The organism is Pilimelia columellifera subsp. columellifera (genome assembly GCF_039532605.1).
In the GTDB taxonomy this organism is placed as follows: domain Bacteria; phylum Actinomycetota; class Actinomycetes; order Mycobacteriales; family Micromonosporaceae; genus Pilimelia; species Pilimelia columellifera.
The window spans coordinates 73,925-96,629 of the sequence record NZ_BAAARY010000008.1; the positions used below are offsets into that span (position 1 = coordinate 73,925).

19 protein-coding genes and 2 tRNA genes are annotated in these 22,705 nt (G+C 66.0%); 9 read left to right on the top strand and 12 right to left on the bottom strand.

The window, feature by feature from the left end; all coding sequences use genetic code 11:
- Positions 1 to 9: 9 nt before the first annotated feature.
- Positions 10 to 142: transfer RNA gene (locus ABD287_RS10685), tRNA-OTHER, on the bottom strand.
- 135 nt (positions 143 to 277) lie between these two features.
- Here ABD287_RS10685 and ABD287_RS10690 point away from each other — a divergent pair.
- Entirely contained in the window at positions 278 to 625 is a 348-nt protein-coding gene (locus tag ABD287_RS10690) for a hypothetical protein (RefSeq protein WP_344171797.1), read from the top strand.
- 32 nt (positions 626 to 657) lie between these two features.
- Here the strand turns inward: ABD287_RS10690 and ABD287_RS10695 are convergent, their stop codons facing one another.
- Positions 658 to 1,197, bottom strand: a complete 540-nt coding sequence (locus tag ABD287_RS10695) for a DUF4241 domain-containing protein (RefSeq protein ID WP_344171799.1) — start codon at positions 1,195 to 1,197, stop codon at positions 658 to 660.
- Between the two features lie 618 nt (positions 1,198 to 1,815).
- On the bottom strand, positions 1,816 to 2,460 hold the full coding sequence (locus ABD287_RS10700) for a helix-turn-helix domain-containing protein (RefSeq protein WP_344171801.1): 645 nt from the start codon (positions 2,458 to 2,460) through the stop codon (positions 1,816 to 1,818).
- 113 nt (positions 2,461 to 2,573) lie between these two features.
- Between ABD287_RS10700 and ABD287_RS10705 the strand changes: the two genes are divergently transcribed.
- The 3 genes from ABD287_RS10705 to ABD287_RS10715 are packed head-to-tail and all read left to right on the top strand — an operon-like array spanning position 2,574 to position 4,352.
- Positions 2,574 to 2,771, top strand: a complete 198-nt coding sequence (locus ABD287_RS10705; protein WP_344171923.1) for a helix-turn-helix domain-containing protein — start codon at positions 2,574 to 2,576, stop codon at positions 2,769 to 2,771.
- On the top strand, positions 2,768 to 3,343 hold the full coding sequence (locus ABD287_RS10710; RefSeq protein WP_344171803.1) for a hypothetical protein: 576 nt from the start codon (positions 2,768 to 2,770) through the stop codon (positions 3,341 to 3,343). Before ABD287_RS10705 ends, ABD287_RS10710 begins: the two co-directional genes overlap by 4 nt.
- Positions 3,321 to 4,352, top strand: a complete 1,032-nt coding sequence (locus ABD287_RS10715; protein ID WP_344171805.1) for a tyrosine-type recombinase/integrase — start codon at positions 3,321 to 3,323, stop codon at positions 4,350 to 4,352. Before ABD287_RS10710 ends, ABD287_RS10715 begins: the two co-directional genes overlap by 23 nt.
- 23 nt (positions 4,353 to 4,375) lie before the next feature.
- Here ABD287_RS10715 and ABD287_RS10720 read toward each other — a convergent pair whose 3' ends face one another.
- From ABD287_RS10720 to ABD287_RS10740, 5 genes are all read right to left on the bottom strand, one after another.
- The gene (locus tag ABD287_RS10720) at positions 4,376 to 4,597 is read right to left on the bottom strand and encodes a DUF7660 family protein (RefSeq protein WP_344171807.1); all 222 of its coding nucleotides are present in this window, start codon (positions 4,595 to 4,597) and stop codon (positions 4,376 to 4,378) included.
- Positions 4,598 to 4,896: 299 nt separating this feature from the next.
- Complete coding sequence (locus tag ABD287_RS10725; RefSeq protein WP_344171809.1) at positions 4,897 to 5,271, bottom strand: hypothetical protein; 375 nt, start codon at positions 5,269 to 5,271, stop codon at positions 4,897 to 4,899.
- An 804-nt stretch (positions 5,272 to 6,075) separates the two neighbouring features.
- Positions 6,076 to 6,780: a GAP family protein gene (locus ABD287_RS10730; RefSeq protein WP_344171811.1), complete on the bottom strand. Its 705-nt coding sequence runs from the start codon at positions 6,778 to 6,780 to the stop codon at positions 6,076 to 6,078.
- Between the two features lie 221 nt (positions 6,781 to 7,001).
- On the bottom strand, positions 7,002 to 7,943 hold the full coding sequence (locus ABD287_RS10735; RefSeq protein ID WP_344171813.1) for a hypothetical protein: 942 nt from the start codon (positions 7,941 to 7,943) through the stop codon (positions 7,002 to 7,004).
- A 167-nt stretch (positions 7,944 to 8,110) separates the two neighbouring features.
- On the bottom strand, positions 8,111 to 11,146 hold the full coding sequence (locus tag ABD287_RS10740; RefSeq protein ID WP_344171815.1) for a hypothetical protein: 3,036 nt from the start codon (positions 11,144 to 11,146) through the stop codon (positions 8,111 to 8,113).
- 444 nt (positions 11,147 to 11,590) lie between these two features.
- Between ABD287_RS10740 and ABD287_RS10745 the strand changes: the two genes are divergently transcribed.
- Positions 11,591 to 12,717 (top strand): IS3 family transposase gene (locus ABD287_RS10745; RefSeq protein WP_425565589.1). Its coding sequence is split into 2 segments (ribosomal slippage): positions 11,591 to 11,855 and positions 11,855 to 12,717, totalling 1,128 coding nucleotides; the frame shifts between segments, so codons are not numbered across the junction.
- Here the strand turns inward: ABD287_RS10745 and ABD287_RS10750 are convergent.
- Positions 12,710 to 13,747, bottom strand: a complete 1,038-nt coding sequence (locus tag ABD287_RS10750) for an HNH endonuclease (RefSeq protein ID WP_344171817.1) — start codon at positions 13,745 to 13,747, stop codon at positions 12,710 to 12,712. The two genes, ABD287_RS10745 and ABD287_RS10750, sit on opposite strands and share 8 nt — an antisense overlap.
- A 632-nt stretch (positions 13,748 to 14,379) precedes the next feature.
- Between ABD287_RS10750 and ABD287_RS10755 the strand changes: the two genes are divergently transcribed.
- Complete coding sequence (locus ABD287_RS10755; RefSeq protein WP_344171819.1) at positions 14,380 to 15,228, top strand: hypothetical protein; 849 nt, start codon at positions 14,380 to 14,382, stop codon at positions 15,226 to 15,228.
- A gap of 632 nt (positions 15,229 to 15,860) precedes the next feature.
- Here ABD287_RS10755 and ABD287_RS10760 read toward each other — a convergent pair.
- The 3 genes from ABD287_RS10760 to ABD287_RS10770 all read right to left on the bottom strand — a co-directional run bounded on the left by ABD287_RS10760 (position 15,861) and on the right by ABD287_RS10770 (position 17,578).
- On the bottom strand, positions 15,861 to 16,901 hold the full coding sequence (locus ABD287_RS10760) for a tyrosine-type recombinase/integrase (RefSeq protein ID WP_344171821.1): 1,041 nt from the start codon (positions 16,899 to 16,901) through the stop codon (positions 15,861 to 15,863).
- The gene (locus tag ABD287_RS10765; RefSeq protein ID WP_344171823.1) at positions 16,898 to 17,182 is read right to left on the bottom strand and encodes an AbrB/MazE/SpoVT family DNA-binding domain-containing protein; all 285 of its coding nucleotides are present in this window, start codon (positions 17,180 to 17,182) and stop codon (positions 16,898 to 16,900) included. Before ABD287_RS10765 ends, ABD287_RS10760 begins: the two co-directional genes overlap by 4 nt.
- A 308-nt stretch (positions 17,183 to 17,490) precedes the next feature.
- Positions 17,491 to 17,578 (bottom strand) — tRNA-Leu (locus ABD287_RS10770).
- A gap of 212 nt (positions 17,579 to 17,790) precedes the next feature.
- Between ABD287_RS10770 and ABD287_RS10775 the strand changes: the two genes are divergently transcribed.
- The 3 genes from ABD287_RS10775 to ABD287_RS10785 all read left to right on the top strand — a co-directional run bounded on the left by ABD287_RS10775 (position 17,791) and on the right by ABD287_RS10785 (position 22,663).
- Positions 17,791 to 18,909, top strand: a complete 1,119-nt coding sequence (locus tag ABD287_RS10775; RefSeq protein ID WP_344171825.1) for a fibronectin type III domain-containing protein — start codon at positions 17,791 to 17,793, stop codon at positions 18,907 to 18,909.
- Between the two features lie 247 nt (positions 18,910 to 19,156).
- Complete coding sequence (locus ABD287_RS10780) at positions 19,157 to 21,670, top strand: fibronectin type III domain-containing protein (RefSeq protein ID WP_425565590.1); 2,514 nt, start codon at positions 19,157 to 19,159, stop codon at positions 21,668 to 21,670.
- A 15-nt stretch (positions 21,671 to 21,685) separates the two neighbouring features.
- Entirely contained in the window at positions 21,686 to 22,663 is a 978-nt protein-coding gene (locus ABD287_RS10785) for an AAA family ATPase (protein ID WP_344171827.1), read from the top strand.
- Positions 22,664 to 22,705 lie beyond the last annotated feature (42 nt).

Below are 22,705 nucleotides of genomic sequence, written 5' to 3' on the forward strand. Positions count from 1 at the left end.
CTCGCAGCATGGTGGGTCGCCGAGGAATCGAACCCCGAACCTTCCGATCCACAAGGAGAAGAAGGAAGCGCGCCCATGACCGCCAGAGGCGGCGAGCGGACGTGCTACTCAGTCGGATGCTCTGCCATTGAGCTAACGACCCAGTCGCCGATCATCGCATCGAAGAGTCAGAACCGCCACGGACTTCCCGAGTCGGTCGTGACGACCGACCCGTTGGTCGTCCCGGCAAGGTCAGTCGCTGGTTCGCCGGGCCGGTCGGAGCTGCGATAGTCCGGTGATGACGTTCCCACTCGATGCCCTCGCCACCGCGCTGGCAAGCCGAACTGAATCATGGTTACGCCTGGGCGGACGTTGGCAGCTGCGCCCAGCCCAGCCGAACTACGGCAAGCCAGTCGCTGGGGCCGAGATGGAGTCCGCATCGTGGCTGGTCGACCTCGCCATCTGGAGTACCGGCGAAGCAGAGATGTCGAGCATCCGCACGCGCGACGACACAATGTTCAACAAGCACTATGAGCTTGCCGATGAAGGCGATCTCGAAAAGATGCTCGACGAGCTGGTTGACCTGCTCGTCAACGACCAGGTCCCCGACGCCGCGGTCGTCGACCGGAGCCGACCAACGCGCTGACGGCGGAAGCGGATCTCGCTCCCGTCTGCCGGTTATCCAACCGGCGCGACCTGGAAGTCGGTTACGAAGCTGGCAATGCGTCCGTCTCCGGTACGGCCCACGTAGGTCGCGTACACGCCGTCGCCCCACCCTGAACCGACGACGTACACGTTAGCTCCGGTCGACTCCTCGACGACCGCGGCGATAACTGCCTCGATCGGGTCATCCGGGATCTGCGCCGGGATGAACACATCCTCCACCTGCTCGTACTCCCAGTCGCTCAACGCTTCGAGCGCGACCTGGTCGGCCAGCGTCCCGGTACCGGAATCGACCCCGTAGCCGAAGAAGTCGTCCTCGTCGAGCGAGGTCACGTCCTGGTCGGGGAGCAGCGCCATCGTCCAAGATGCGGCCCGCTCGTCCGCGATCACCAACTGCAGGGCAGTAATCCGGCGCTGCCATTCGGAGCCATCCTTGTGCAACACCGCCACCCAGGCACGCAGCTGATACCGGCCAGGCACCACAGAATCAACGAACGGCGTGGCGTGCGGAACCAGCGGGTCACATCCCACGACCTTGCCCGTCGGCAGCACCACCGACCCAAGCTCGTAGGCTCGACAACATAGACGACCCCGTCACGCTCGACCCGGTACCCAGCGGTCAACAGCACATCAAGATCCGGCACGTACGGCATGGCGGGCAGCGTATCCGCATCCCTCCCGCATTGGAGGCCCGGAGCGCGTGCAATCACGGCGTAGGAGACGGCTGCCCAAAACCGTCGAGAATGCTCAGTCAGCACCATAGGGGTCGCGGGCGGCCAGCATGTCCGCAACCGTGACGCCACGACGAGTCGCCAGCCGCCGCCGCTGACGCACCTGCGCCCTTGTACGCGGCCGGAACTTCGGCTCACGCCCGCAGCTGCACATCTCGAACCCGTCGTATCGCAGGCCAGCCGCGAGCACCGCTGCGACGGCGGCCCAGGCGGAACTATTCCGGCGCCGAGGTGCGGCGAAGTCGTGGCCGGCGAACACCATCGGTGCACGGCACCGCGTACACCGATGTACCACCCCGTCCCAAGGCTGCTTGCTGCTGCGCCGGCACGGTACGCACACGTAGTGAACCCTGTAGAAGGTCTGGGCATACCGGCACATGCGGGCAAGGCTAACCACCGCACCCAAGCAGCAGCAACGCCGATGGCACCCAATCCGGCGAGCCTATGCGTCGACGTCGGTGGGCTCGGGGACCTGACTGCGAACAGAGGCCAGCACTTGCTGGATTTCCTCCGGGGACATGCCCTCGCGCACAGATTGTTGTAACCCGTCGACCAGGCTGCGGACCTGGCCGCGCACGTTGGTGATGAACGCCTGCGCCTCGTCCTCGTACTGCGCGAGGAGCCCAGCAGCCTGCCGCTGCAACGCCACTACCGCGCCAGCGTCACCGGTGGCTGGTACCGAGCCGCTGTGCTCTGCCGCTGCTGCCTCGTACAGGCCCGGGCTGGACTGCGGCAGCGGCTGCCGCCCCACGATCCACCGACCGGCGATCTCCGGCGCGACGGCCACGGTCGATGTGACCTGCAGATCGCCGAAGTCCGGCGGCGGGGTCAGCAGGTAGAACGGGGGCACGTCCAGGGCGAGGGCGAGGATGAGCAACTCCTCCACGCCGACATCGCGACGGCGGACCTCGACGTTGGTCAAGACGTTGGCTGTCAACTCGACACCACCGAGCTGCTCGCAGCGGGCCGCCAAGTCCTTGACCGTCATCCCACGAGCGGCACGTAACCGCTTGATCGTGGCTGCGATCAGGTCGGATGCCCGATTCATTGCCGCTTGACGGCCACGTGCACCGGGTCGATCTGCCATATTGACAACTTAGCCACTGTCGTGTTGACAGGCAACTGTCGAATCCGCACTCTAGTGCTCCTGGTGTTGATCTAACAGATCGCCAGGCCAGCAGAGGAGGACGGGCTGTGGATATGACAGTTCAGCGGTTGTGGACGCATGACGAAACCGCCGCGTTCCTGCACATCTCCGCATGGACGCTGCACCACCTCTGCACCACCGGCACCGGCCCGACCCGCTACAAGGTCGGAAAGCACCGCCGGTACGACCCGACGGAGGTCGTGAGGTGGCTACGCAGCACCACTACGACCCCCGGCGGTGAGGACCGATGACCCCGCACAAGGACGCAGTGGGGCGATTGGTCAGTCAACACACGCCTGATCCCGAGAACCGAGCTCTGCGGGGGCTGCTGCACGCTGCCGGGATCGCCGCCGCTGACGCCGACGCTGACAAACTGATTCAACCTCGGGCCCTGGTCGCGCTGCCGCTGTTGACTCCCACAACGCAGACGCCCCAGCTCGTAGAGCATGTGAGCACCGTCATGAACGACCGCGGTCGGCTTGCCGACCGCAGCCCGCTACGCGTATTGGGCTGGGCGCCTGACGCCAGGATCACCATTACCGCGATGGCCGACGCGGGCATCCTGTTGGTCACCGCCGGCGGTTTGGAAGCGATCTCACGCCAAGGTCACCTCCGCCTGCCGGCTGCCACCCGACATCTCTGCCGCCTTCGGGCTGGCGATCGACTGTTGATGGCTGCGCACCACCAAGCCGCGCTGCTGACCATCTACACCCCGCGTGCGGTGGCCGCGATGACCGCGACCTACCACCAGACCATCAGCTCAGAGCCCCCCGCCGGCCGCCCTACACAGGAGAACCGCCATGAACAACACCTCCGCCGCTGAGGTTGATGCTGCCCGACTGCTGCTGGACCGCCTCGGCGTCACCGTCGAAGACCTCACCGCAGCACCAGCCGGCGTTGACGTCCCCACCTTCGACGCCTACATCGCTCGCGTGTCGACCGCGGTGACAGTTGGAACCGTACGGGTCTACGGTCCCTACTGGAACCGCGTACGCGATGCCTGGGGACAGCGTCGCCTCGACGAAGCCACCGCGCTCGAGGTCAAACAGCTCGCCGAACACACCCGCAACACCGTGGTCGTGCGACGCAACGCCCGCGGCGGCCACCACGCCGCCGAACACATGATCGCCGCCCTACGCTGCCTCTACCGTCACGCCGTCGCCGACGGCCTCATCTCCGTACGAGCCAACCCGGCCATCCGGGTACCCAAACCCCGCCGACGCACCAACGCCCGCCGGGCGCTGCTCGACAGCCAACTCGCCGACATCAACACCATCGTCTGCACCACCGGCAACGACCCCGACCTGGACAGTCTGCTGCTACGCCTGCACCTGGAGACCGCCTGCCGCCGCGGTGGGGCCCTCGCGCTACGCCCTTGCGACCTCGACCACCAGCAGTGCCTCGTCCGGCTGCGGGAGAAGGGAGCCACCGACCGCTGGCAGCCGGTATCCCCTACCCTGCTGCGAGCGCTGCGCCACCACAGCAACCAGCGCGGAGACACAGACCAAACCGGGGCACTGCTGCGATACCGCAACGGGCGCCCGCTCACCGCCCGCCGCTACGACCATCTGTGGAACCGAGTCGGCCAACACCTCCCGTGGGTCGCTGCCCAACAGATCAGCACCCACTGGCTACGCCACACCACCCTCACCTGGGTCGAGCGCCACTTCGGTTACGGAGTCGCCCGCGCCTACGCCGGCCACGACGACCACACCACCCACGGCTCGACCACCACCTACATTCGCGCCGACCTGTACGAGATCACCACCGCCCTGGCAGCCCTCACCGGCGAACACCATCCCCTACTGGCCCCTGCCGCGACGACCCGCTGACAAGAATCAGCACCTGGAAGGCCCTACTCGTAGTAGGTCGCGGCCCTCACCAGCTCAGCGAACAGCGCCCAGGACGGCCGCTCCTGCACCTGCCCCGGCGGGTCCACGGTGCAGGCCCCGGCCACCGCAGCGAAAGCGTCCAGGAAGCGCTCCAGCGTTCCGTTCTCCCACTCCGCGGCACCGGAGCCGCGGAGGTCAGCTGAGACCTCATCGAGGAACGTGGCGAAGTCGTCCCGCGTCCGCACACCGCGAGGGTCGGCGTAGGTCGAACGACCAGTCTCATGACTCACGTGTCCCATGTTGACACCGACAACGCGCGGACTTGCATGATGACGTCCGCGAACACGAACGCCAGAGGTTGTTAGAAGCGGCCGTTTCTCGACATTCGCGCGCGAGCGACTACCTGACGGCGCCTAGGCTCAGGCCCGGCCCTCACTCTCTGTTGTTGTCCCACAGGCAGCCGACAACCGGTGGGATGCGCGCTCGTGCCGAATTGAGTGCGATCTCGCGTGCCGATGCGAGTAGACAAAAGGCCACGATTGGGTCAGCCCTCCCAATCCGATAGCGATAGCTCTTTGACCCAATCGGCCACAAGTGCCGTGCCATCAGGTCGCAGTCCTAGTTCCTGCGTTTGAATCGCTGCATGGATGTCCCGGATGTCCTCTGCCATCCCCTCTATCCGACCATCGTCAGCCTCTGTCGTACGCAAGTAGATGGCTTTATGTAGTCGAACCTGAGTGCCATTGGACAGATCGCCCGACAAGACCACTTCCTGGCCATCGAGACTGTGAGATGCAAATTCTACGGCTCGGGCGTATGGCGCATAGAATGCCTGAAACATCATGTCCTCATTGATTTCTAAATGAACCCCTTCGGGTTCCATCTCTTCAGGATCAAAAGCGTCAACCTCAAGGTCCACCGTATTTGGGAACGACGCAACGCACCCAAGGGCGAGGTACGGAGGCTGCCCAGCGATGGAAAGCACGGACCGCTTTTGTGCTTGGAGGGTTTGGATTATCGAACTCTCCATACTGCGAGAGCGCCCCTTAGCTTCGGCAACCAGATAACCCGATGGCGTCAAGCCGAAGAGATCAGAGCGTCGACGAGTCTGGCCAAACTGTATTGACCAGTGATTCTGGTATCTATCCACGTGCATTAGAAAATCGGCTCTAAGGACATCCGTGCAAAGAATGCCGGTTACGGCCTGACCCAAGGCATACGAAAGCCCAACCTTTTCCGACCGATCTAGCTCAAGCGCAAGACGTGATCGAGCAAGTGTTCCCCTATAGGTTCGGCGAAGGTACGCCCTCATGAGCGATGTACGATGCAGAAACTCATGAACCGAGGACATCCCGTAGCGCCAACGATCGCCCGGGGCTCTGCCTGTAACGAATAGCGCCCGGGCCAAGTCGCTCATGGTAAAGCTCATGTCTTGCCCGTTTGGCATCGCACCAGCCGGGAAGTTGTAGCGACGGAGCTGAGCGGTAATAGATGGCGACATGTGTTAACTGTAGAACAGCAAGGAAAAGGAGCGGACCTAAACCGAAAGGGTGCCGACTGTCCCGCTCGGCGGACGTCCGCTCCTGCCGCAGAGTGCTCAGCGCATCGCATCGTCGCGGGCCGCGAGTGGGGTCCGGGACCTGTGGTGATGGCTGGCCAACGCCGACTGTAGGGTGATTGGCGCCGAAATCTGCTGACGAGCAGGATCGCCGTAGGCGAAGCGCTACAGGAGCTGGGGGAACCATAGGCGGGCGGCGGCGTCTCGGGCGACCAGGAACCCGGCTATGGCCAGTAGCCAGCCCAACAGGCCGCTGCCCTTGGTCACGACCCAGGTGTTGAGGCGTTCCAAAATCCTGTCGATCCGGGCGAAGCCCGCGGTACGCAGCGAGTAGAGCGCCAGCGCCGGCAGGATCATCACCACGCAGTATCCGCCCACCAGGATCAGGGTGGACCAGTTCGGCAGGTCGGCTGTGGAGATCAGCCCGATCGCGCCCAGGTAGGGCAGCATGGTCGCTACCTCAGCCAGGGCCGCCAGTAGAGCCAAGCCAGTGAGGCCACCCGGCCCGGCGGCGGCGCCGGTCACGGCTCGGTCCCGCCACCGCAGGATGCGGGCGGTCGCGGCGGCCTTGCGCTTCTCCACCCAGAAGCTCAACACGAACAGGGCACCACCGACCACGAGCTGGCCGATCAGCAACAGCCGGTGCGTCCACAGGACCTCAAGGGCGGATGCGATGCGGGGGCCACCGGCGACGAGGACCATACCCACGACGAAGTAGAACGCCGTGATCGTCCCCAGGTAGGCCAGTAAGCGCCTGACCTGTATGCCGCCGGGGGTGAGTAGTAACCAAACCGGGATGAATAGCGTCCCGATGCTGGTGCTGTCGATGATGGCTAGACCAGCAAGCGACAGCACGAAGATGACCGACATGGCAGCCATCATGACAAGATCGGCGGCCCGCGGGCGACCCCGCCCCAACGAACGCCCTCAACTGCCGCCGACGGTGCGGGCGGTCGGCTGATCAGTCTGCATCTGGGTAATCGATGCCGATGCCGATGCCGGCTCCTGGCGGTGGTTCGGCCACCTAACATAGTGTTGAAGTTTGGGTCCGGATTGCTTATGCTATGCGGCCACCCATATTTCTCAAGAAATTAGCGCTCCCACCGGAAGCCCTGTTGCTGGACGTGCTCTTCCATCCAAACCTCCAGCGCCCGTACTCGCAATCGACGCCGTGAATCGGATTCCTCCGAGTTGTACCCGAAATACGTCGCGTAGGCAGTAGACACGATGCCAGCTGCCTTGACGCAAGTCTGCACAAGCGCACCAATGCCAAGAAGATCTGGGCCCAGTAGGCCATCGCCCACCTCGGCATCGCCGAGCATCCACCGCCAGCTGTGGGTTACTCCAGAACCGTATTGGTACAGTCCGGCCTTTTCGGGAAAGGCGTCCGCGACCAAGTTGGCATTCTTGACACTTACTGGCTGCTGGACGCCCCCGTTGATTCCCAGATACGCAACCGTTTTTTGGTCCTTACCGGTTAGCTCACTGACTTCCGCTCGGCTGAGACGATCGGAAAGATCTTGGACACGCTTCATGGCTGCGTCGATACCGGGCTTTGCAATGTGCAACAGGCGATCTGGGACTGTCCTCGCTGCTTTGGCGCCATTGATCGCGTCCTCGCGGGCGATGATGGCCGCCCGGAGTAGACGTTGGCGACTATCCAGTTTCGGGTCCAGGAGATACGCGATCTTGGCGGCAGCCTCGTAGGCAACGCGGCCGATAGTCATATGGGCATAGAGTGGCGTCCGTGCGGCTTTATCGCCTACGTCGAGTACCGCCCGCAGTGCCACGAGGTGGTCTTTGACGTTCTCCACCATCAGAGCCAGGTGGTGTAGCCCTTCCGAATGTATCTCCCGACGAGCCGCGCTAACGACATTGTCAGACCCGTTCCATTCAGCCTCATCCGCCAGGTACGGGCTGCCGTCCTTTGGCCTATTTCGGTATTGCTGCAGCTCCGTGTCAAATGCGGCGAGCTCCTGATCAATTGATCGGACCGCCGTTCGAAGTACTGGAACACTCTGTTCTATGGCCATCCATACAGCGTACAAGTGCAGATTGCAGATTTAGGACTGGTGGTACTTCGGCAGGCACTCAACTGCCGCGATTCGATCGCGACGCAACGTCGCAGCTGCTCTCCGGTTGTTGGCTCCTACTCGCTCGCCTGGGCGTTGACGTCGAGTCCGAGCGCTCGTCCCGCATGTCAGGCCAGCACGCTTCGCACGCTGTAGCTTGGGTCTTGGGCGAGACGATCACGAACGGGCCGCCGGACCTCGTCCGGCTCCGTACCGCTGAGCGCCTCGGCCAAGGTCCGCCGGACCCTGACGTCGGAATCGGTTGCAAGCCGCATCCCGGTCTGAACCGGCGTCCCGTGCCTCGCCCAGAGAATCGCGGCGAACGACCTCAGCGCCCACCCCTGGGTCAGCAGATAGCCGACGTCCTCGCGCATGGCGTCGCCCAGCTGCTGGAGTGCTCGTGTGACCCAGTAGCCGGACTCGCTGGCGTCAACGAGCAGCTCGTATGCCTGGTCGCGCACCACCGCCCGCTGCCCATCGGTGCCGGCCAGGCACGCGGCGAGAAAGAGCGCCCGCTCGCGGCTGTCCATGTCGTTCCGGACCACCCGCATGCCGCCGAGGCGGTGAGAGAACCTCTGCTCCCACTCGTCGTGCAGCGACGACCGCGGTGCCGAGGCACCGTGAATCGCCGCCGCGAAATGCTCGCTACGATCCGCCGCGGATAGCTGCGGGGCGAGATTGGCGGCCGCGATGAGGTAGTCCCCCCGATCGGCGGCGCCGACGTGTTTGTCGTCCGCCCTTCGCAGCAGTTCCGACACGGCGGGGTCGAGCCGATCGCCCGGCAGACCCAGCACGAGAAGCGAATCCCCGACGGCGCTGGTCCCCTCGGTGAAGACACCGGGTTTGTGGACGAGCGGGGTCGTGAGCCTGGCCAAGGCCGCCGCGGCTTGCTCCGGCGGCACGCTTTCGGTGTCGTGAAACGCCAGCGTCTCCCGCGCCCAGTGGTTGCCGTTCGCCGCGAGCGCTGCGAGGAGCGGCCGCGTGACGTCGAGGAACCTGTCCACGGCTTGCTGCGCGACCTGTTTGCGCGCGGATTGCGACCGTGCGAGCAGCTTCACCAGGTGCGTACAGGCACGTTCCGCGAATTCCGGCCTCGCTAGGGCGATGCGGGCTACCGCGACGGCCTCGTTCTGGTCATGGAACCGGTAATGCTCGCCGTCCAAGAGCGGCTGCTGCTCGAAGTGCGCGAGCGCCTTCTCAGCGCGGTCGGGCGTGAGCCGGTGAGCGAGGCCGGCTAGCGCGCCGATCGCTCCGTTGTAGCGCGACACCGCGAGCATGCGGATGTCGGGCAGTTCGTTCGCCTCGGCACCGGCGATCTCGATCAGGATCCGCTCGGAGATCACCTCGACCACGTCGTCGGGCACCAGGTCGGCTTGCTGCTCGATCAGCCGGAACGCGGTGCCGACCGTCCAATAGTTCGGCGCCGACAGCTCCGGCGTGACGTCGATGAACCTGTCGGCGAACTGTCTGCCCAGCTCCTTGATCTCCTTGACGGCACCCGCCCGCGCGAGGTGTCCCGCCGCGAGGCCGGGTTCGTCCGCCTTCGCCAGCGCGGCCGCCAGGACCCGCCTCGCCTCGCGTTCGCCCTCCCAATCACCAGCCGAGACGGCGTCCCTTAGGGCTCGCTGGGCGAAGATCGCTGCCGAGCGCAACTGGTCGGCCCGCAGCGCATCGAGGGCTGACTCGTATGCCGACTCGGCGATCGCGAGTATTCGCGGCGCAGGTCCGAGCTCAAGCAGCGCCTTCTGCAACGGCAGCGCCTCGTCCGAAGTGAAGGGATTCCAGTACTCGCGGAAAGCCCGGCGGCTCATCGTCCAGGTCGTAGCGTCGGTCCAGCGCCGCGCCAAGGAAGCGTCGCCGGTGGCGTCGTCCCAAAGCGCCTCGGCGTCCTTAAACTTCTGGTTCAGCGCCCGGTGCCGTGCGTAACGAGCCGTCACCAGGGCGAGCAGGTCGTACCCCAGCTTCAGTTTTCGTGCGTCGGCGAGAATCGCCGTCCAGTCGCCTGTCGCCTCGGCGGCGAGCATGCGCAGCCGCGTCCGGAGGACAGGGTCACGGAAGTCGCTCTCGATCGCGGACGCGAGTGTCTCGCTCAGCGAGGAGAGCGCGGCCAGGTCGTCATTGGCGACGGCGACCTCTCCTGCCAGGGCTGCGAGGCGTGCCCTATCGACGTCCTCGCCGATACCCGCGACGTCCGCCACGGCACCGAGCGGGTTGAAGTAGAGGTTCGACGCCGCGCCCGCCACCTGCGTGAACCACGGTGCCGCACCAGCACGTACGAGTTCGCGCAGTCGCCGGTGAGCGACATCGGCGGTGGACGTCAGCCCGAGATCGAGTGCCGCCCAGAACTCGTCGAGGCACTGGCGCGCCGCCTCGTCGGCGCGGCCGACACGCGCGAGTAGCCGGCCTCGCTCCACGTCGTACTGCGCAGCGTAGGCGCCGAACGGCGTCGCGCGCAGCTTTCCCTGAGCCTCCTCGATCAGGGCCAGCGCCCGCACAGGATCGTTGGTTAGCGCTCGCGCCTCCCGCAGCAGTTCGGCCGCGCCGGTCGTCTCCTCCGGCGTCCGCGCCAAAGCCTCTCGGATAGCGACCGTCTCCACGGACGGCACCACCACGGACTCCAACTCGAACGGGAGGCAGAATGCCCGAGCCGTCTCCTCCCCGAAGAACTCCACGACGATGTTCGGGCTTGTGCGAAGCAGAAGCGACAGCTCCTGCCGGTCCCACAGGTCCAGCTCGATAGGATGGAGATCCTTGCGGAGTGCTGCCAGCACCGGCGGCACGGTCTTGCTCTTGACGTCGATGCTCACGCCGATAATCAGGCGGTCGATCGTGAAGGGTCGCTCGGTATCCCGGAACTTCTTCACGGCGGCTTTGAGGTCAGCCGGGCCGAAGCGCTTGTATTTCTTGCTCTGCAGGCCGACACCACCGCCGTCCGGCGCCAGCGCGACGACGTCCAGGCCCTCTTGTGCCTGACCGCGCTCGCCGTAGATTTGGGCGTAGCGCAGCCCTTCCACATCACGCAGGATGCGCCACTGGATGCGCTCGAAGTCCTCCCACGGCAGTTCATTCAAAGGCAGGAACTCGAGCTTTCCGATGACCCTGGCCGGCGTGACCTGCGACGGGCTGCGGTATAGAGAGGCGTCAAGTGGTACCTGGTTCCACAAGGCGGCGGCTCCTAGGTTCAGTGTGCTTGGTCCCTATTCTCGCTAGGACAAACGAGAGGGCCAGCGCTCTTGGACCTGGCGTGCACCACAACGATAGACCAAGTCCGTGACCTCGCGGTGACACCGAGACGGATACTCCCTCACCGGCGAGCCTGTTTACGATTCAGGTCGCCATCACCGCCGGCACAACGCAGGCGTCAAATGGGCACAACGAAGACATCCGCAGTCGCATAGGGATTGATCAACTCACTCTCTTGCCGCGGACTATGCGCCGACCCGCCTGACCGCTCAAGGCGAAGCCCGCTCGTCAGTAACCCGTCAGCGGCGGTTGATGCCTGGCCGTTACTCATGCGTCGGCGGTGGGTTGACCTGACCCCGTGATTTTGGTCCGGGTGGTGTGGGAGTCTTGCGGCCCGCTGATGCGGGCAGGAAGGCTTGAGGACTATGGCTATCAGGAAGCGGCACACCCCTGAGCAGGTTGTGCGCAAGCTGCAGACCGCCGATCGGCTCCTGGCCGAGGGCAAGGACATCCCCGAGGTGTGCCGGCAGCTGCAGGTTTCCGAGCAGACCTACTACCGGTGGCGCAACCAGTTCGGTGGGCTGAAGGCCGACGACGCCAAGCGGCTCAAGGATCTGGAGCGGGAGAACTCCACGCTCAAAAGGTTGCTGGCCGAGGCTGAGCTGGAGAAAGCGGCGTTGCGGGAGGTCGCGAAGGGAAACCTCTGAGCCCGACCCGCCGGCGGGCCGCGGTGGAACATCTGCAGCGTGTGCTGGGGATCTCGCAGCGGTTGGCCTGCCGGGTGGTCGGGCAGCACCGATCGACCCAACGCCACCAGCGGGCCGCCGACACAGTCGCGGAACCGGACGCCGGGCTGCGGTCCTGGCTACGCGCCTGGGCCGGCAAACATCCCCGGTGGGGGTTCCGGCGGGCCTACCACGACGCCCGAGGTGAAGGCTGGATGGTCAACCACAAGAAGATCCAACGGCTGTGGCGTGATGAAGGCCTACGGGTGCCGCAACGCCGACGCCGTAAACGCGCCGGTCACAGCACCATCGAGCCCGTCACCGCCGACGCCCCGAACCGGGTGTGGGCTGTCGACTTCCAGTTCGACTCGACCACCGACGGCCGACCAGTGAAGATCGTGTCGATCGTGGACGAACACACCCGCGAATGCCTCGGCGGGCTGGTCGCCAGATCCATCACCGCCGACACCCTCGCCACCGAACTCGACCGCATCGCCGCCACCCGCGGCTACCCCACAGCACTGCGCTCGGACAACGGGCCAGAGTTCGTGTCCGCCGTCATGGCCGACTGGGCCGGCCAGCGCGTCGGCCTGACCTACATACCCCCAGGCCAGCCCTGGCGCAACGGATACATCGAGTCGTTCAACGGGCGCCTACGCGACGAATGCCTCAACATCAACATCTTCTGGTCCCTGACCCACGCCCAGGTCATCATCGGCGACTGGAAACACGAGTACAACCAACAGCGCAGGCACTCAGCCCTGGGCTACAAAACCCCGGCCAGCTACGCTGCCGGCTGCACCCACACATCGATGACTCTCACATGACCCGGACCAAATCACGGGTTCCCGTCACCACTCGGCCCTTGTCGGTGAGGGTGGCGCTGCTCGACCAAAACTCCAGACTCTCGAAGCAAAGGATCAAGCCCTCAGTGCGCAGGCTCCGGATGAGGTCCCGCCACATCGCTTCCTGGCGTCCTGCAGGTCGGCCCTCTTGGAAGAACTTGGCCAGCGGCGCCGGCTCGCCCGGATGCTCCGAGCCATAGTCCTCAAGCCACCGCAAGAACATCAGGCGCGCGACCTCACGGTTCACAGCTCCAACCGTAGTACCGATCGACTTGCCGTTCTTGTCCATAATCTGGGCCTGGTCGGCGGGTTGGATCTCGATGTGAAGTTCCGGCCACGGGGACGACTCCTTCTTCGCCCCGCCGGTCAGCAGGAGCCGCCTCATGTATGCGCCAACGAAGTAGTGTCGCTCCGCGAGTTGGCTGATGTACTCGCCGAGGGCTTTGGCTGCGTCACGTTGTTCGCGGATCGAGTGAAGGTCCTCCGCGATGTCGCCGTAGTCCTTCACCAGGTCCAAGAACTCGACCATCAGGTCTTCGTCCTCTGCCGGGATTTGGTCGGGGACGATGTAGCTGGTCGCTACGCACGCTTGGACCATCGGCCAGAGCTGGTTCCCATTGAAGATGACCAGCAACTGCCTAGGTGCCGGGTACGCCGGATCCGGGATGAACCTCGTCGGCCGTTCATCGCTGTCTTGCGAAGCCACCCAAATGGCATGGTCACGTTTGATCTGGTGGAGCTTCTCCACGGTGAAGTGGTTCGGCTGGTCATCTACCTGCTTGTGATGCTTGTTGCACAGCAACATGAGGTTCTCGTGGCTGTCGAGCTTGGACGGGTCAAGACCGCCGGCCCGGGGGCCGCCTGACTTCCTGGCGACGATGTGTGCCAGTTCACCAAAGACCGACGGGTCGTCAGTCTCGGTGCCGGGCGTCAGCACCAGCACGCGGCAGATGCAGCACCTCCCCGCCGCTTCGGTCCAGACGATCCTCAGGGTCTTCTCGGTATACGTCACAGGAACTCTCGCTAGGCGGGCCGGCTCAGGCCAACATCCTGTCCCACCACCGACCAAGATCGGTAGCACAGCGCCTCGGCCGATGTCTGGCTCGATGGACGCCTGCTCCATCGAGCTTGCGCGCACGCTGCTCGACCTGCAACTACGCACGGGGACTGTGCCGTGGGCGGTGTTTCGGCCCGACACGCGGGCGTGGGTTCTGACGGGATGGGCACCGCGAGTGATGATGTCGAAGCCTGCGAGTCCACGGAAAAGGACTGAAGATCACGGGCTCAGCGGCAGTGGTGAGGCCCCTTCAGCGTCGTCCTGTGCTGGGACACACCTAATATCCCCTATGGATGGCGGCTCGGAAGCGCCGTGTGATGTTGGTGGGTCGGCCGGCCGCGCCTCGGCATGAGCGATGCGCGCGCCACCCTTTCTTGACGCGACGAACAACCAAGCAGCTAGCAGGGAGCAACTCATGAGTTGGCCAGGCATCCGTCCAGAAGTACCGCGAGTCGAGTTGATGGCGGTGCAACTTCAGGAGGCGAAGGACTTGTTGGAGCGCGAGACAGCGGTTCACGCCCGTCTGGCCTTCGTCCTGCTGGACAACGCGGCTGAGATCATGATGTTCCGTTAACGTCGAAGCACTGTTGTTCCACAACCCGATGTATGAGCGGCTACTTAAGCGCTGGCAGGAGGTCCTCCCGCACATCGATGACCCGGAAGCGCGCAGACAGCACGATAGGGTGAAGGCGCTTATCGTTTCAAGAACGAAGCGGTCGAAGCTAGAGCGCTATTTCGATGCCAAGGTCGACTACCTTATCGAAAATGGCCGAATCGAAGGTGTCGAGGGCAAGGTACTCAAGAAGCTGCATGGCTACCGGAACGAACTATATCACCGTGACCGTCTCCGTGAGGATACCGTCCACACTGCGGGTTTGCTCTACTTTGAGCTCGCCTGCTCCCTATTCGAGCGAGGCGACGGCTACCCGATTAATGACCCCATCGGGCCAAGGGCCTCACCTCAATTGGATCGCTACAACGATCCCGGCGACAAGGGCGGCGTGCCTTCATCCGTTACGATAGCCGCGAAACTTCGACACGATATCGGTCTAGACGGGATCAGCCTCAACGAAGCGCTCCGTGCGCATCTAACAAGCCGACTAAACAAAGTCGACGAGGACGTCGAGTGGGTCAGCGAAATGCTCGCGGGCTTTGACCGGGACTTGGTGATTCGCCTCGCACAGGTCCATGAGAACGCGCTGCCGGACTCGCCACATCAACTCCACGCCCTCGAGCTGACGTACCAAGCCGCCGATCTCGACAGATTGCGGCACGCCGTCGAAGGCATGCAAGTCATCACCGATAAGTTTCACCTGTTCGCGGCTTTTGCTGAAATCGAAAACACATTTGAGCCGCTGGAGATACTCGTCAGTGACCTCGCCGAACGCATCGATCATGAAATAGAGATGCTTGCCGATATTCAACGAGGAAAGTAGATGGGCGCCATCAAGCTCTGATAGTGAACGGTACTCGTACTTGGACCGCTGCACCGCGACCCGCTGCGAGCCGACGCGGTGTAGCTGCCGCTACCGGCTTCGTTGCCTGAGCCATCGCGATGGATGCGTAGCTGACTGAGCCACTCCCTCCCCGAGCCGTCTCCTCTTCTGCCGCAGAGCGCGCCCAGACGTTCCTGGGCCCCATGCAGGTTAGCGAGGGTGGCATCAGATGATATGGACTACGAGACTGGGCGCGAGACGAGTGCCGACTACACCCTGTTTCGTCACGCGCAGACTTCGCCGCCTTTCTGCCCACGGTCTTGGGCGACAGGGCGTCTGAGTGGGAGGACGGGACACTCGACGCTTCCTCGCGGCGTTCACAGCGGCGGCGGAGTCGCGATCGATCGGGGTTCCCGAGGGACGTGCAGGAACTCGCCAGCTGGCAGCTCTCCGCCAAGATGGTCATGTCGGCTACCGGGCCTGCTAGTAGTACTTACTCTTCCGCGGCGAGCCGTAGATTCACACGCAGCGGGTTGTTAGGGAGGTGAGGCAGCAGGATGCCTCCTTCATGGACGCTGAACCGGCTGCCTCGTTTTCTGAGGCAGCCGGTTCAGCGCGAAGGTGTCGCGAGGTTAGTTTTCAGCTAACGGATGTGGCTCTCCGGTTAGGGCGGCGACTGCTGCCGCGATCTCGTGTAGTTCGGCTTTGATGTAAGTGGCGGTCGCTCCGACGTCGCCGGACTCTTGACTGTGGCCTGCGAATGCTCGCGCGACGGCATAGCCGAAGGAGCGTTCGACCCAAGTGATGATGGTGTGACGGAGCCAGTGCGTGGAGATCCCCTGGATGTCCACCCAGTCCAGGTGCTGGCCGATGCGAACCCACATGTGGTCATACCGCCGGTAGGTGAGCGGCCGGCGATCCTTGTAGCGCAGCAGCTGCTCTGTGCTGCGGTCGTCGAGGTTGCCGCGCTCGTTCCAGTGGGCCAGCAGCGAGCGCATCAGCGTCGGTGACACCGGCTGCCAGCGTTGGGTGCCGCCCTTTTCGTGTAGGCGGATGAGGCACTGTTTGGGATCCAGGTCGCAGCGGCGGACGGCGAGGGCTCCCCCGCGCCGGCATGCGGTCTCGGTGTGCAGCCGCAGCAGCAGACTGTCCAACGCGGGGTCGTCTCCTGTCGTGGACGCGACCTTGTTGATCTCCGCGAGCCGTGCGTCGGGTAACGCCCGGCGGGTGCTGGGCTGCCGGCGGGGTTTGGTCACTTTCGCGGCCGGGTTCTGGGCCTCAGTGAGGTACCCGTCGGCGACCGCCCGCTTGTATAGGCAGCGCATCGCGGCGACGTAGTTCTCCTCACTGCTGGCTCCGCCCCTGCCGTTGCGTCGACGTAACCGGGCGGCGCGTAGCCGCTTTCCGAGCTCCTGGATCTCCAACGGGGTCGGCTCAGTCAACGCTCGACTCCCCCACTGGTCCACGACCTTGTTCCAGTAGGACCCGTACGTCTTCAAACTTCCAGGGTTCGTCGCCGCCACCACCTGCGGCACGTACTCGGCGAACGTCGGCACCGGCTTGCCCGCGACCGCTGAGCTGGCGACCAGGTCCTCAGGCGTGAGCCCGAGCCCTGCCAGCAAAACCAACGCCGCGTCCACCTGCGCCCGGCCCGCGTTCGGCGTTGCGTTCATGAGGGGTCACCGCCAAAGGCCGCTGCGGCTACGCGGTTGATCAGCGCATCCAGCGCCGGCGGCGGATAGATCACCAGCCGGCCGTGGTCGGGGTCGGCCACCAGCAGCGCCCAGCTGCCGGAGACCAGCCCGCACCAGGCGCGGACCACCGCCGGTATCCGGATGTGCCGCTGCGCGGTCACCCGAGTGGCACCACCGGGATCGGCGGTGACGACGATCAGCCCGGATGCCTCGGCGACAGCCACAGCCGTCCCCGGCGGCCAGCCGAGCGCGTCGATCACCGCCTGCCCGGCGATCCGACCCCGATCGTTGACCGCCGTGAACCCGTAGACCGACCGCCGCTCACGCGATGGCGGCAACGGCGGCATGGGGATCTTGCGGAACCCGGCAGGTACTGGCGCACGGCGCGGACCACACTCAGCAAGGCGATCAGGGTCACGCGTGGGTGGGATCAGCGGAGCCACCGCAGCGGCCCTCATGCCGACCACCCCAACCACCGGGAGGGAGTCGAGGGACACCTGCGGGGGACGTCAGCGCGCCCGACAGGTGTCCAAGTAATACACTTTGATGTGTCACCGATGACACAAACTGGTGTCCGAGGGGGGACTTGAACCCCCACGTCCGATAAAGGACACTAGCACCTCAAGCTAGCGCGTCTGCCATTCCGCCACTCGGACATTGTGCGATGATTCTCGCCCTTTGCTGACCACATATGGATAAACACGCCGGGCCACCAATGGAACTCAGCCGGGCAGCCGGCTCAGTCGCACGAGCCATGACATTACACCCTCTGATGCCCATGCCGCGCGGCGCCCTATGGCGTGGCGGGGCATGGGCACGACCGTGACCGGGCTGGCGGGCCGAGCGCCCGGACGGCAGCATGTGAGGGGTGTCCGACCCCACCCCGGCAAAGCTCGCCGCCGCTGACGCCCACGCCCGCCGGCTCATCGCAGGTAACCGGTTCGGCGAAGCGATCGCGCTGCTCGACGCCGCATTCGAAAGCGGAACCGCGGAACTGGGGCCGGAGCACCCTGGGGTGTTGGCCGTGGCGGCGCGTCTGGCCGAGGCCCATCGGGGCGCCGGCGACCCGATGGGCGCACGCCGAGTGCTGGAGGACGCGATCGGCAGTGCTCAGCGAGCGCTCGGGGACGAGCATCCGATGTTGCTGACGATGACGTACGAGTTGGGTCTGGTCGCACAGGAGCTGGGTAACCGGCATGAGGCGAAGCGCAGTTTCGGCCTGGTAGCCCGGTTCGGCCCAGCGGCGCTGGGCGCCCACCACCCTGCCGTTCTGGACGCCATTTCCCGCCACGGAGGCTACGGGACGACGCCGCAGGCCCTGCCGGCCGCCGGTCGCCCGACGGCCGGCGGCGGGTCATCGGAGCTCGCGGTGCCGTCGCGAGAACCCTTGGCGCGCCCTGAACCAGGTCTCCCCGACCGGGGCAGACCAGCTGAGGACCAGCTCGCCCCAGTCCAACTTGACCTGGTTCAGCCTGGGCAATACCAGCCTAGCCAGGCTCAGGTCAATGCGCCGCGGGAGGATGTTGGCAGGGCTGCACGTACTGCGCGGGCCGGGGTGGTGATCGGGTCGGCGGCTGTCGTGGCGGCTGTCACGGCAGTAATGTTGGCGGGCGTGGCCCTGGTCCGTGGGGTGACGCCCGCGCCGACCACGGCCGGCCTGGCCAGCCAAGGCAGCCAGGGCAGCCCGGCCGGCCAGGGCAACGTCGTTCCGACAGGCGAGCCGCCGACGGACGTCACGGTCCGCCGCGCCGACGGCGTGATTGTGGTGACCTGGTCAGACCCCTCGGACGGGCAGGCGACCTATGTGGTCACTGGAGGCGGCGCCGAGGAGGAGCTGCGGCTGTTGGCCCAGCTTCCGGCCGGCGCGCCGGCGCGGTATACGGCTGCCGGCTTCAACCCGGACCGCGACTACTGTTTCCAGGTTGCGGCGATCTATTCGACGACGCGGTTCGGCGTGGCGTCGCCGGTATGCACATCGGACAGTTGATTCACCGGTTGACAGGCATTCGGCTTCGGGCTCCCGTCAACGCCACGACGCGCCTATGATGACGCCTGGCCGACCCGAATTCCCACGTGCGGCTCGGCAGCGCGTCGCACGAACCGGCCAGGCGTCGCGCACGAGCCGGCGGCGTATGCATTGAATACTTCGACGCTCAGCCTGCGGAGGCGGTGTGGAAACGCACAACCCCATCAACGAGGCACGTCCACATCGGTGGCGGCCGCGCGGCGGAGCGGTGACCGCAGCGACGGCGCTGGCGGTGACGGCGGCGATGGGCCTGACCTTGCTGGGTCTGGGCCTGACTGATCACGCTGCGGCGAACTTCGATGCCAGTTCCTGGCTGTGGAGCTCGGTCAAGGGCGAGCTGGCCCGGGTCAACGGCGTCACCGGAAGGGTAGACACCCGGCAGGACCTGGCCGGCGCCGCCGGACACCGGGTGCAGATCGCGCAGACCGACCGGCTCATCCTGCTGCGAGATATCAGCACCGGGCGGGTCAGCGCCCTTGATCTCGCGACGTTACGGGCCACCGCCACAACCCCCACGACCTCAGGAATCGGCGTCACGGTGGCTTTGCATGAGGACGGCGCGTTCGTCGTGGACTCGGTGCAGGGCATCGTCCGTCAGCTCGATCCGTCGACGCTGACGCCGGTGGGCGAGCCCGTGCGTCTCCCGCCTGGCGTCACCGGCGGGGTCTTCGACGGAGCGGGTCGACTGTGGGTGGGCGTGCCCAGCGAGGGCACCGTCGTGTCGGTGACGCCCGCCGGGGCCGACGCCAGCCCGGCGGTGACGCGCACCGAGGCGGTCGCCTCGCCGCAGCAGGACCTGGCGGTGGCGGCCCTCGACGACGGGGTGGCCGTGTTGAACCGCACGTCCGCTCGGCTGACGTCGCTGCGCGGAGGCGAGCGCAGGGAGACCCCGTTGACGCTTGACGGCCCGGCGGCCCTGCCGCCGCGGATCGTCGGCGACACGATCGCGGTCACCATCGCGGACACCCGGACGGTGCATGTGGTCACCCCCGACGCTCAGGTGCGCAGCTTCACTGTCCCGGGCGCTGGCGACCGGCTACGTCCGGCGGTGCCGTGGGCTGGACGGTTCTACTGCCCGGACGACGCTGCCGGCCGGGTGCATGTGCTCGACGCCGCGGGCTCGGCGGCGCCGAGTCTGTCGGTCACGGGCGCGAACGGGCCGTTGGAACTGGAGGTGCGTGAGCGTCGCCTCTTCATCAACGCGCCGGACGGGTCGACGGCGCAGGTGGTCAACGACCAGCATCAGGCCACCGAGGTGGATAAGTACGCCGACGGGGTCCTGGGCGCTGACCCCCCGCCGGACCCGCCGCGGCCCCCTCCTCCGCCGAAGCCACGCCGTGGTCCGCCGGACGCGCCGGCGGCAGTGGCGGCGACCGCCGGGGATGAGCAGGCTCGGGTGTCGTGGCGGGCTGCGAAGCCGAACGGCTGGCCGGTGCTCAAGTACGTGGTGACCGGGGTGGGCGGGCCGCGCGAGGTGAGCGCCCGGCAGCGCGAGTTGACGGTGGAGGGCTTGACCAACGGAGAGTCGTACCGGTTCGCGGTGCATGCGGTGAATGCCAAGGGCCCGGGCCCGAAGCGGTTCGGCAACCCGGTGATGCCCACCCGGGACGTTCCGGACCCGCCGGAGTCGGTGACGGCGTCCCCGAGACCGGACGGCACGGTGACCGTGGGCTGGCCGAGGGCCAACGGCCAGGGCCGGCGGATCGTCCGGTACTCGGTGACGGCGGTCACCGAGGGGGCCTCGGAGCAGGTCGGCGCCAGCCGGACGATGTCGCTGCGGGTCAAGGGGCTGGAGTACGGCCGGCAGTATTCGTTCACGGTGGCCGCGGTCAATGACAGGGGCGCCAGCTCGAAGGCGTCGCCGCAGAGCGGTTCGGTGAGTCCGTTCAGCGTGCCCGGGCAACCGAAGCAGCTGCGGGCCCGCACTGTCAGCGACAAGAAGGGGACGATCGCGCTGACCTGGGGCGCGGCTGAGGAGAACGGCAAACCGATCACCGGGTACGAGGTGGCGGCGAATGGGCGCAGGGTCGAGGTCGCGGGGCTGTCAGCGCAGGTCGACGGCTTCGGCGACGGGGAGCGGGTGAGCGTGCGGGTCCTGGCGCGTAACGAGGCCGGAGCCGGCAGGGCTGCGAGCGCCCTGGCGCAGACCCTTCCACAGCCGACGATCGTGCCCCTGAAGGTCAGCAACGCCTACAGCGTCATCACCATTCCATTGCGGACGACGAATGCGGCCACCTGCCAGGTGAGTCTCAACGGCGGGGCGCGGAAGGAGTTCGACTGCCGGGGTGGGCCGGTGAGGGAACTGACGCCGGGTGAGACGTACAGGTACCAGGTCTTTGCCCGTAATGCCGCTGGCGAGGTCTCCATCAAGGGCGAACGCAGAACCCTGGCCCTGTTCGGGAAGGTGGCGTGCGACGACAGCGCCGGACCGAACCGCGGGTACTGCGACCGCGGCATCGGCGTGTATTCGGGGGCCCGTCAACACGGTTCGGAGGGTGTGGGGACGGTGAGGTCCGGGGACCGGTTCCGCGCGTTCTGCAAGCGCAGGGGCAGCGACGGTGACCAGAGCGACGGGGCGACGCTGAGCGCCACCGGCTACAACAACGACAAGCGTAGCGACATGTGGGTACAGATCACCTTCGGGGACGCCAGGCGCTACATCCCGTTCATCTGGTTGAACCTGGAGAACGGCGACAAGATCAACGATCTTCCGAGCTGCTGAGCAATAGGGACCACCGTGACACCGACCGATCCGCTGCCAGACGCCCACGTTCACGCGTTCGCCGAGGTCGGCGCCCGGCTGTGCCACAGTGTAGGGCAGGTTGTGCTGGGCAAGCCTGAGGTGGTTCGGCTCGCCGTCACCGCCCTGCTGGCCCAGGGGCATCTGCTGCTGGAGGACGTACCCGGCGTCGGCAAGACGACTTTGGCGCGGGCGTTGGCCGCGGCGGTGCGGGGGAAGTGGCGTCGGGTGCAGTTCACGCCGGACCTGCTGCCCTCGGACGTCACCGGCGTGACCGTGTTCCACCAGGGCGCCGGCGAGTTCGAATTCCATCCCGGGCCGGTGTTCGCCAACATCGTCATCGCCGACGAGATCAACCGGGCCTCGCCGAAGACGCAGGCGGCATTGCTGGAGGTGATGGAGGAGGGACTGGTCACCGTGGACGGGGCGCGGCACCCGGTGCCTCGGCCGTTCCTGGTGGTGGCCACCCAGAATCCGGTCGAGATGGACGGCACCTACCGACTGCCCGAGGCTCAGCTCGACCGGTTCCTCATGCGGCTGTCGGTGGGCTATCCCGACGAGTCGACCGAGGTTGAGGTGCTACGCGGGGCGGCCGGGCGTTCGCCGGAGAGCCTGAGCCCGGTTACCGACACCGCGGCGATTGCCGAGATGGGCGCGTTCGCCGCCGGCGTCCACATCGCCGACCCGCTCTACACGTACGCGGTCCGGCTGGCGGCGGCGACGAGACGGCACCCGCAGACCAGGTTGGGCGTGAGCCCGCGCGGGGTCATCGCGCTGACCCGCGCCGCTGGCGTCTACGCGCTGTTGCACGGCCGCGGCTACGTCGTCCCCGAGGACCTTCAGGCGCTGGTCCCGGCTGTGTTCGCGCACCGGCTGCTCCTCACCCCGGACGCCCACCTGCGCGGCGCGACCGCCGAGGCGGTGTTGCAGGAGGTGGTGGCCGCGCTCCCGGCGCCCGCCCCGGCCGCGGCCTGATGCGGCTGACGGCACGCGGGTGGGGCGTTGGCGCGGGAGCGG

What these genes read in the sequence shown, in the direction of transcription:
- ABD287_RS10690 (WP_344171797.1), top strand. Translation starts at nt 278, where the DNA reads ATGACGTTCCCACTCGATGCCCTCGCCACCGCGCTGGCAAGCCGAACT.
- ABD287_RS10700 (WP_344171801.1), bottom strand. Translation starts at nt 2,460, where the DNA reads ATGGCAGATCGACCCGGTGCACGTGGCCGTCAAGCGGCAATGAATCGG.
- ABD287_RS10705 (WP_344171923.1), top strand. Translation starts at nt 2,574, where the DNA reads ATGACAGTTCAGCGGTTGTGGACGCATGACGAAACCGCCGCGTTCCTG.
- ABD287_RS10710 (WP_344171803.1), top strand. Translation starts at nt 2,768, where the DNA reads ATGACCCCGCACAAGGACGCAGTGGGGCGATTGGTCAGTCAACACACG.
- ABD287_RS10715 (WP_344171805.1), top strand. Translation starts at nt 3,321, where the DNA reads ATGAACAACACCTCCGCCGCTGAGGTTGATGCTGCCCGACTGCTGCTG.
- ABD287_RS10730 (WP_344171811.1), bottom strand. Translation starts at nt 6,780, where the DNA reads ATGTCGGTCATCTTCGTGCTGTCGCTTGCTGGTCTAGCCATCATCGAC.
- ABD287_RS10735 (WP_344171813.1), bottom strand. Translation starts at nt 7,943, where the DNA reads ATGGCCATAGAACAGAGTGTTCCAGTACTTCGAACGGCGGTCCGATCA.
- ABD287_RS10760 (WP_344171821.1), bottom strand. Translation starts at nt 16,901, where the DNA reads ATGAACGCAACGCCGAACGCGGGCCGGGCGCAGGTGGACGCGGCGTTG.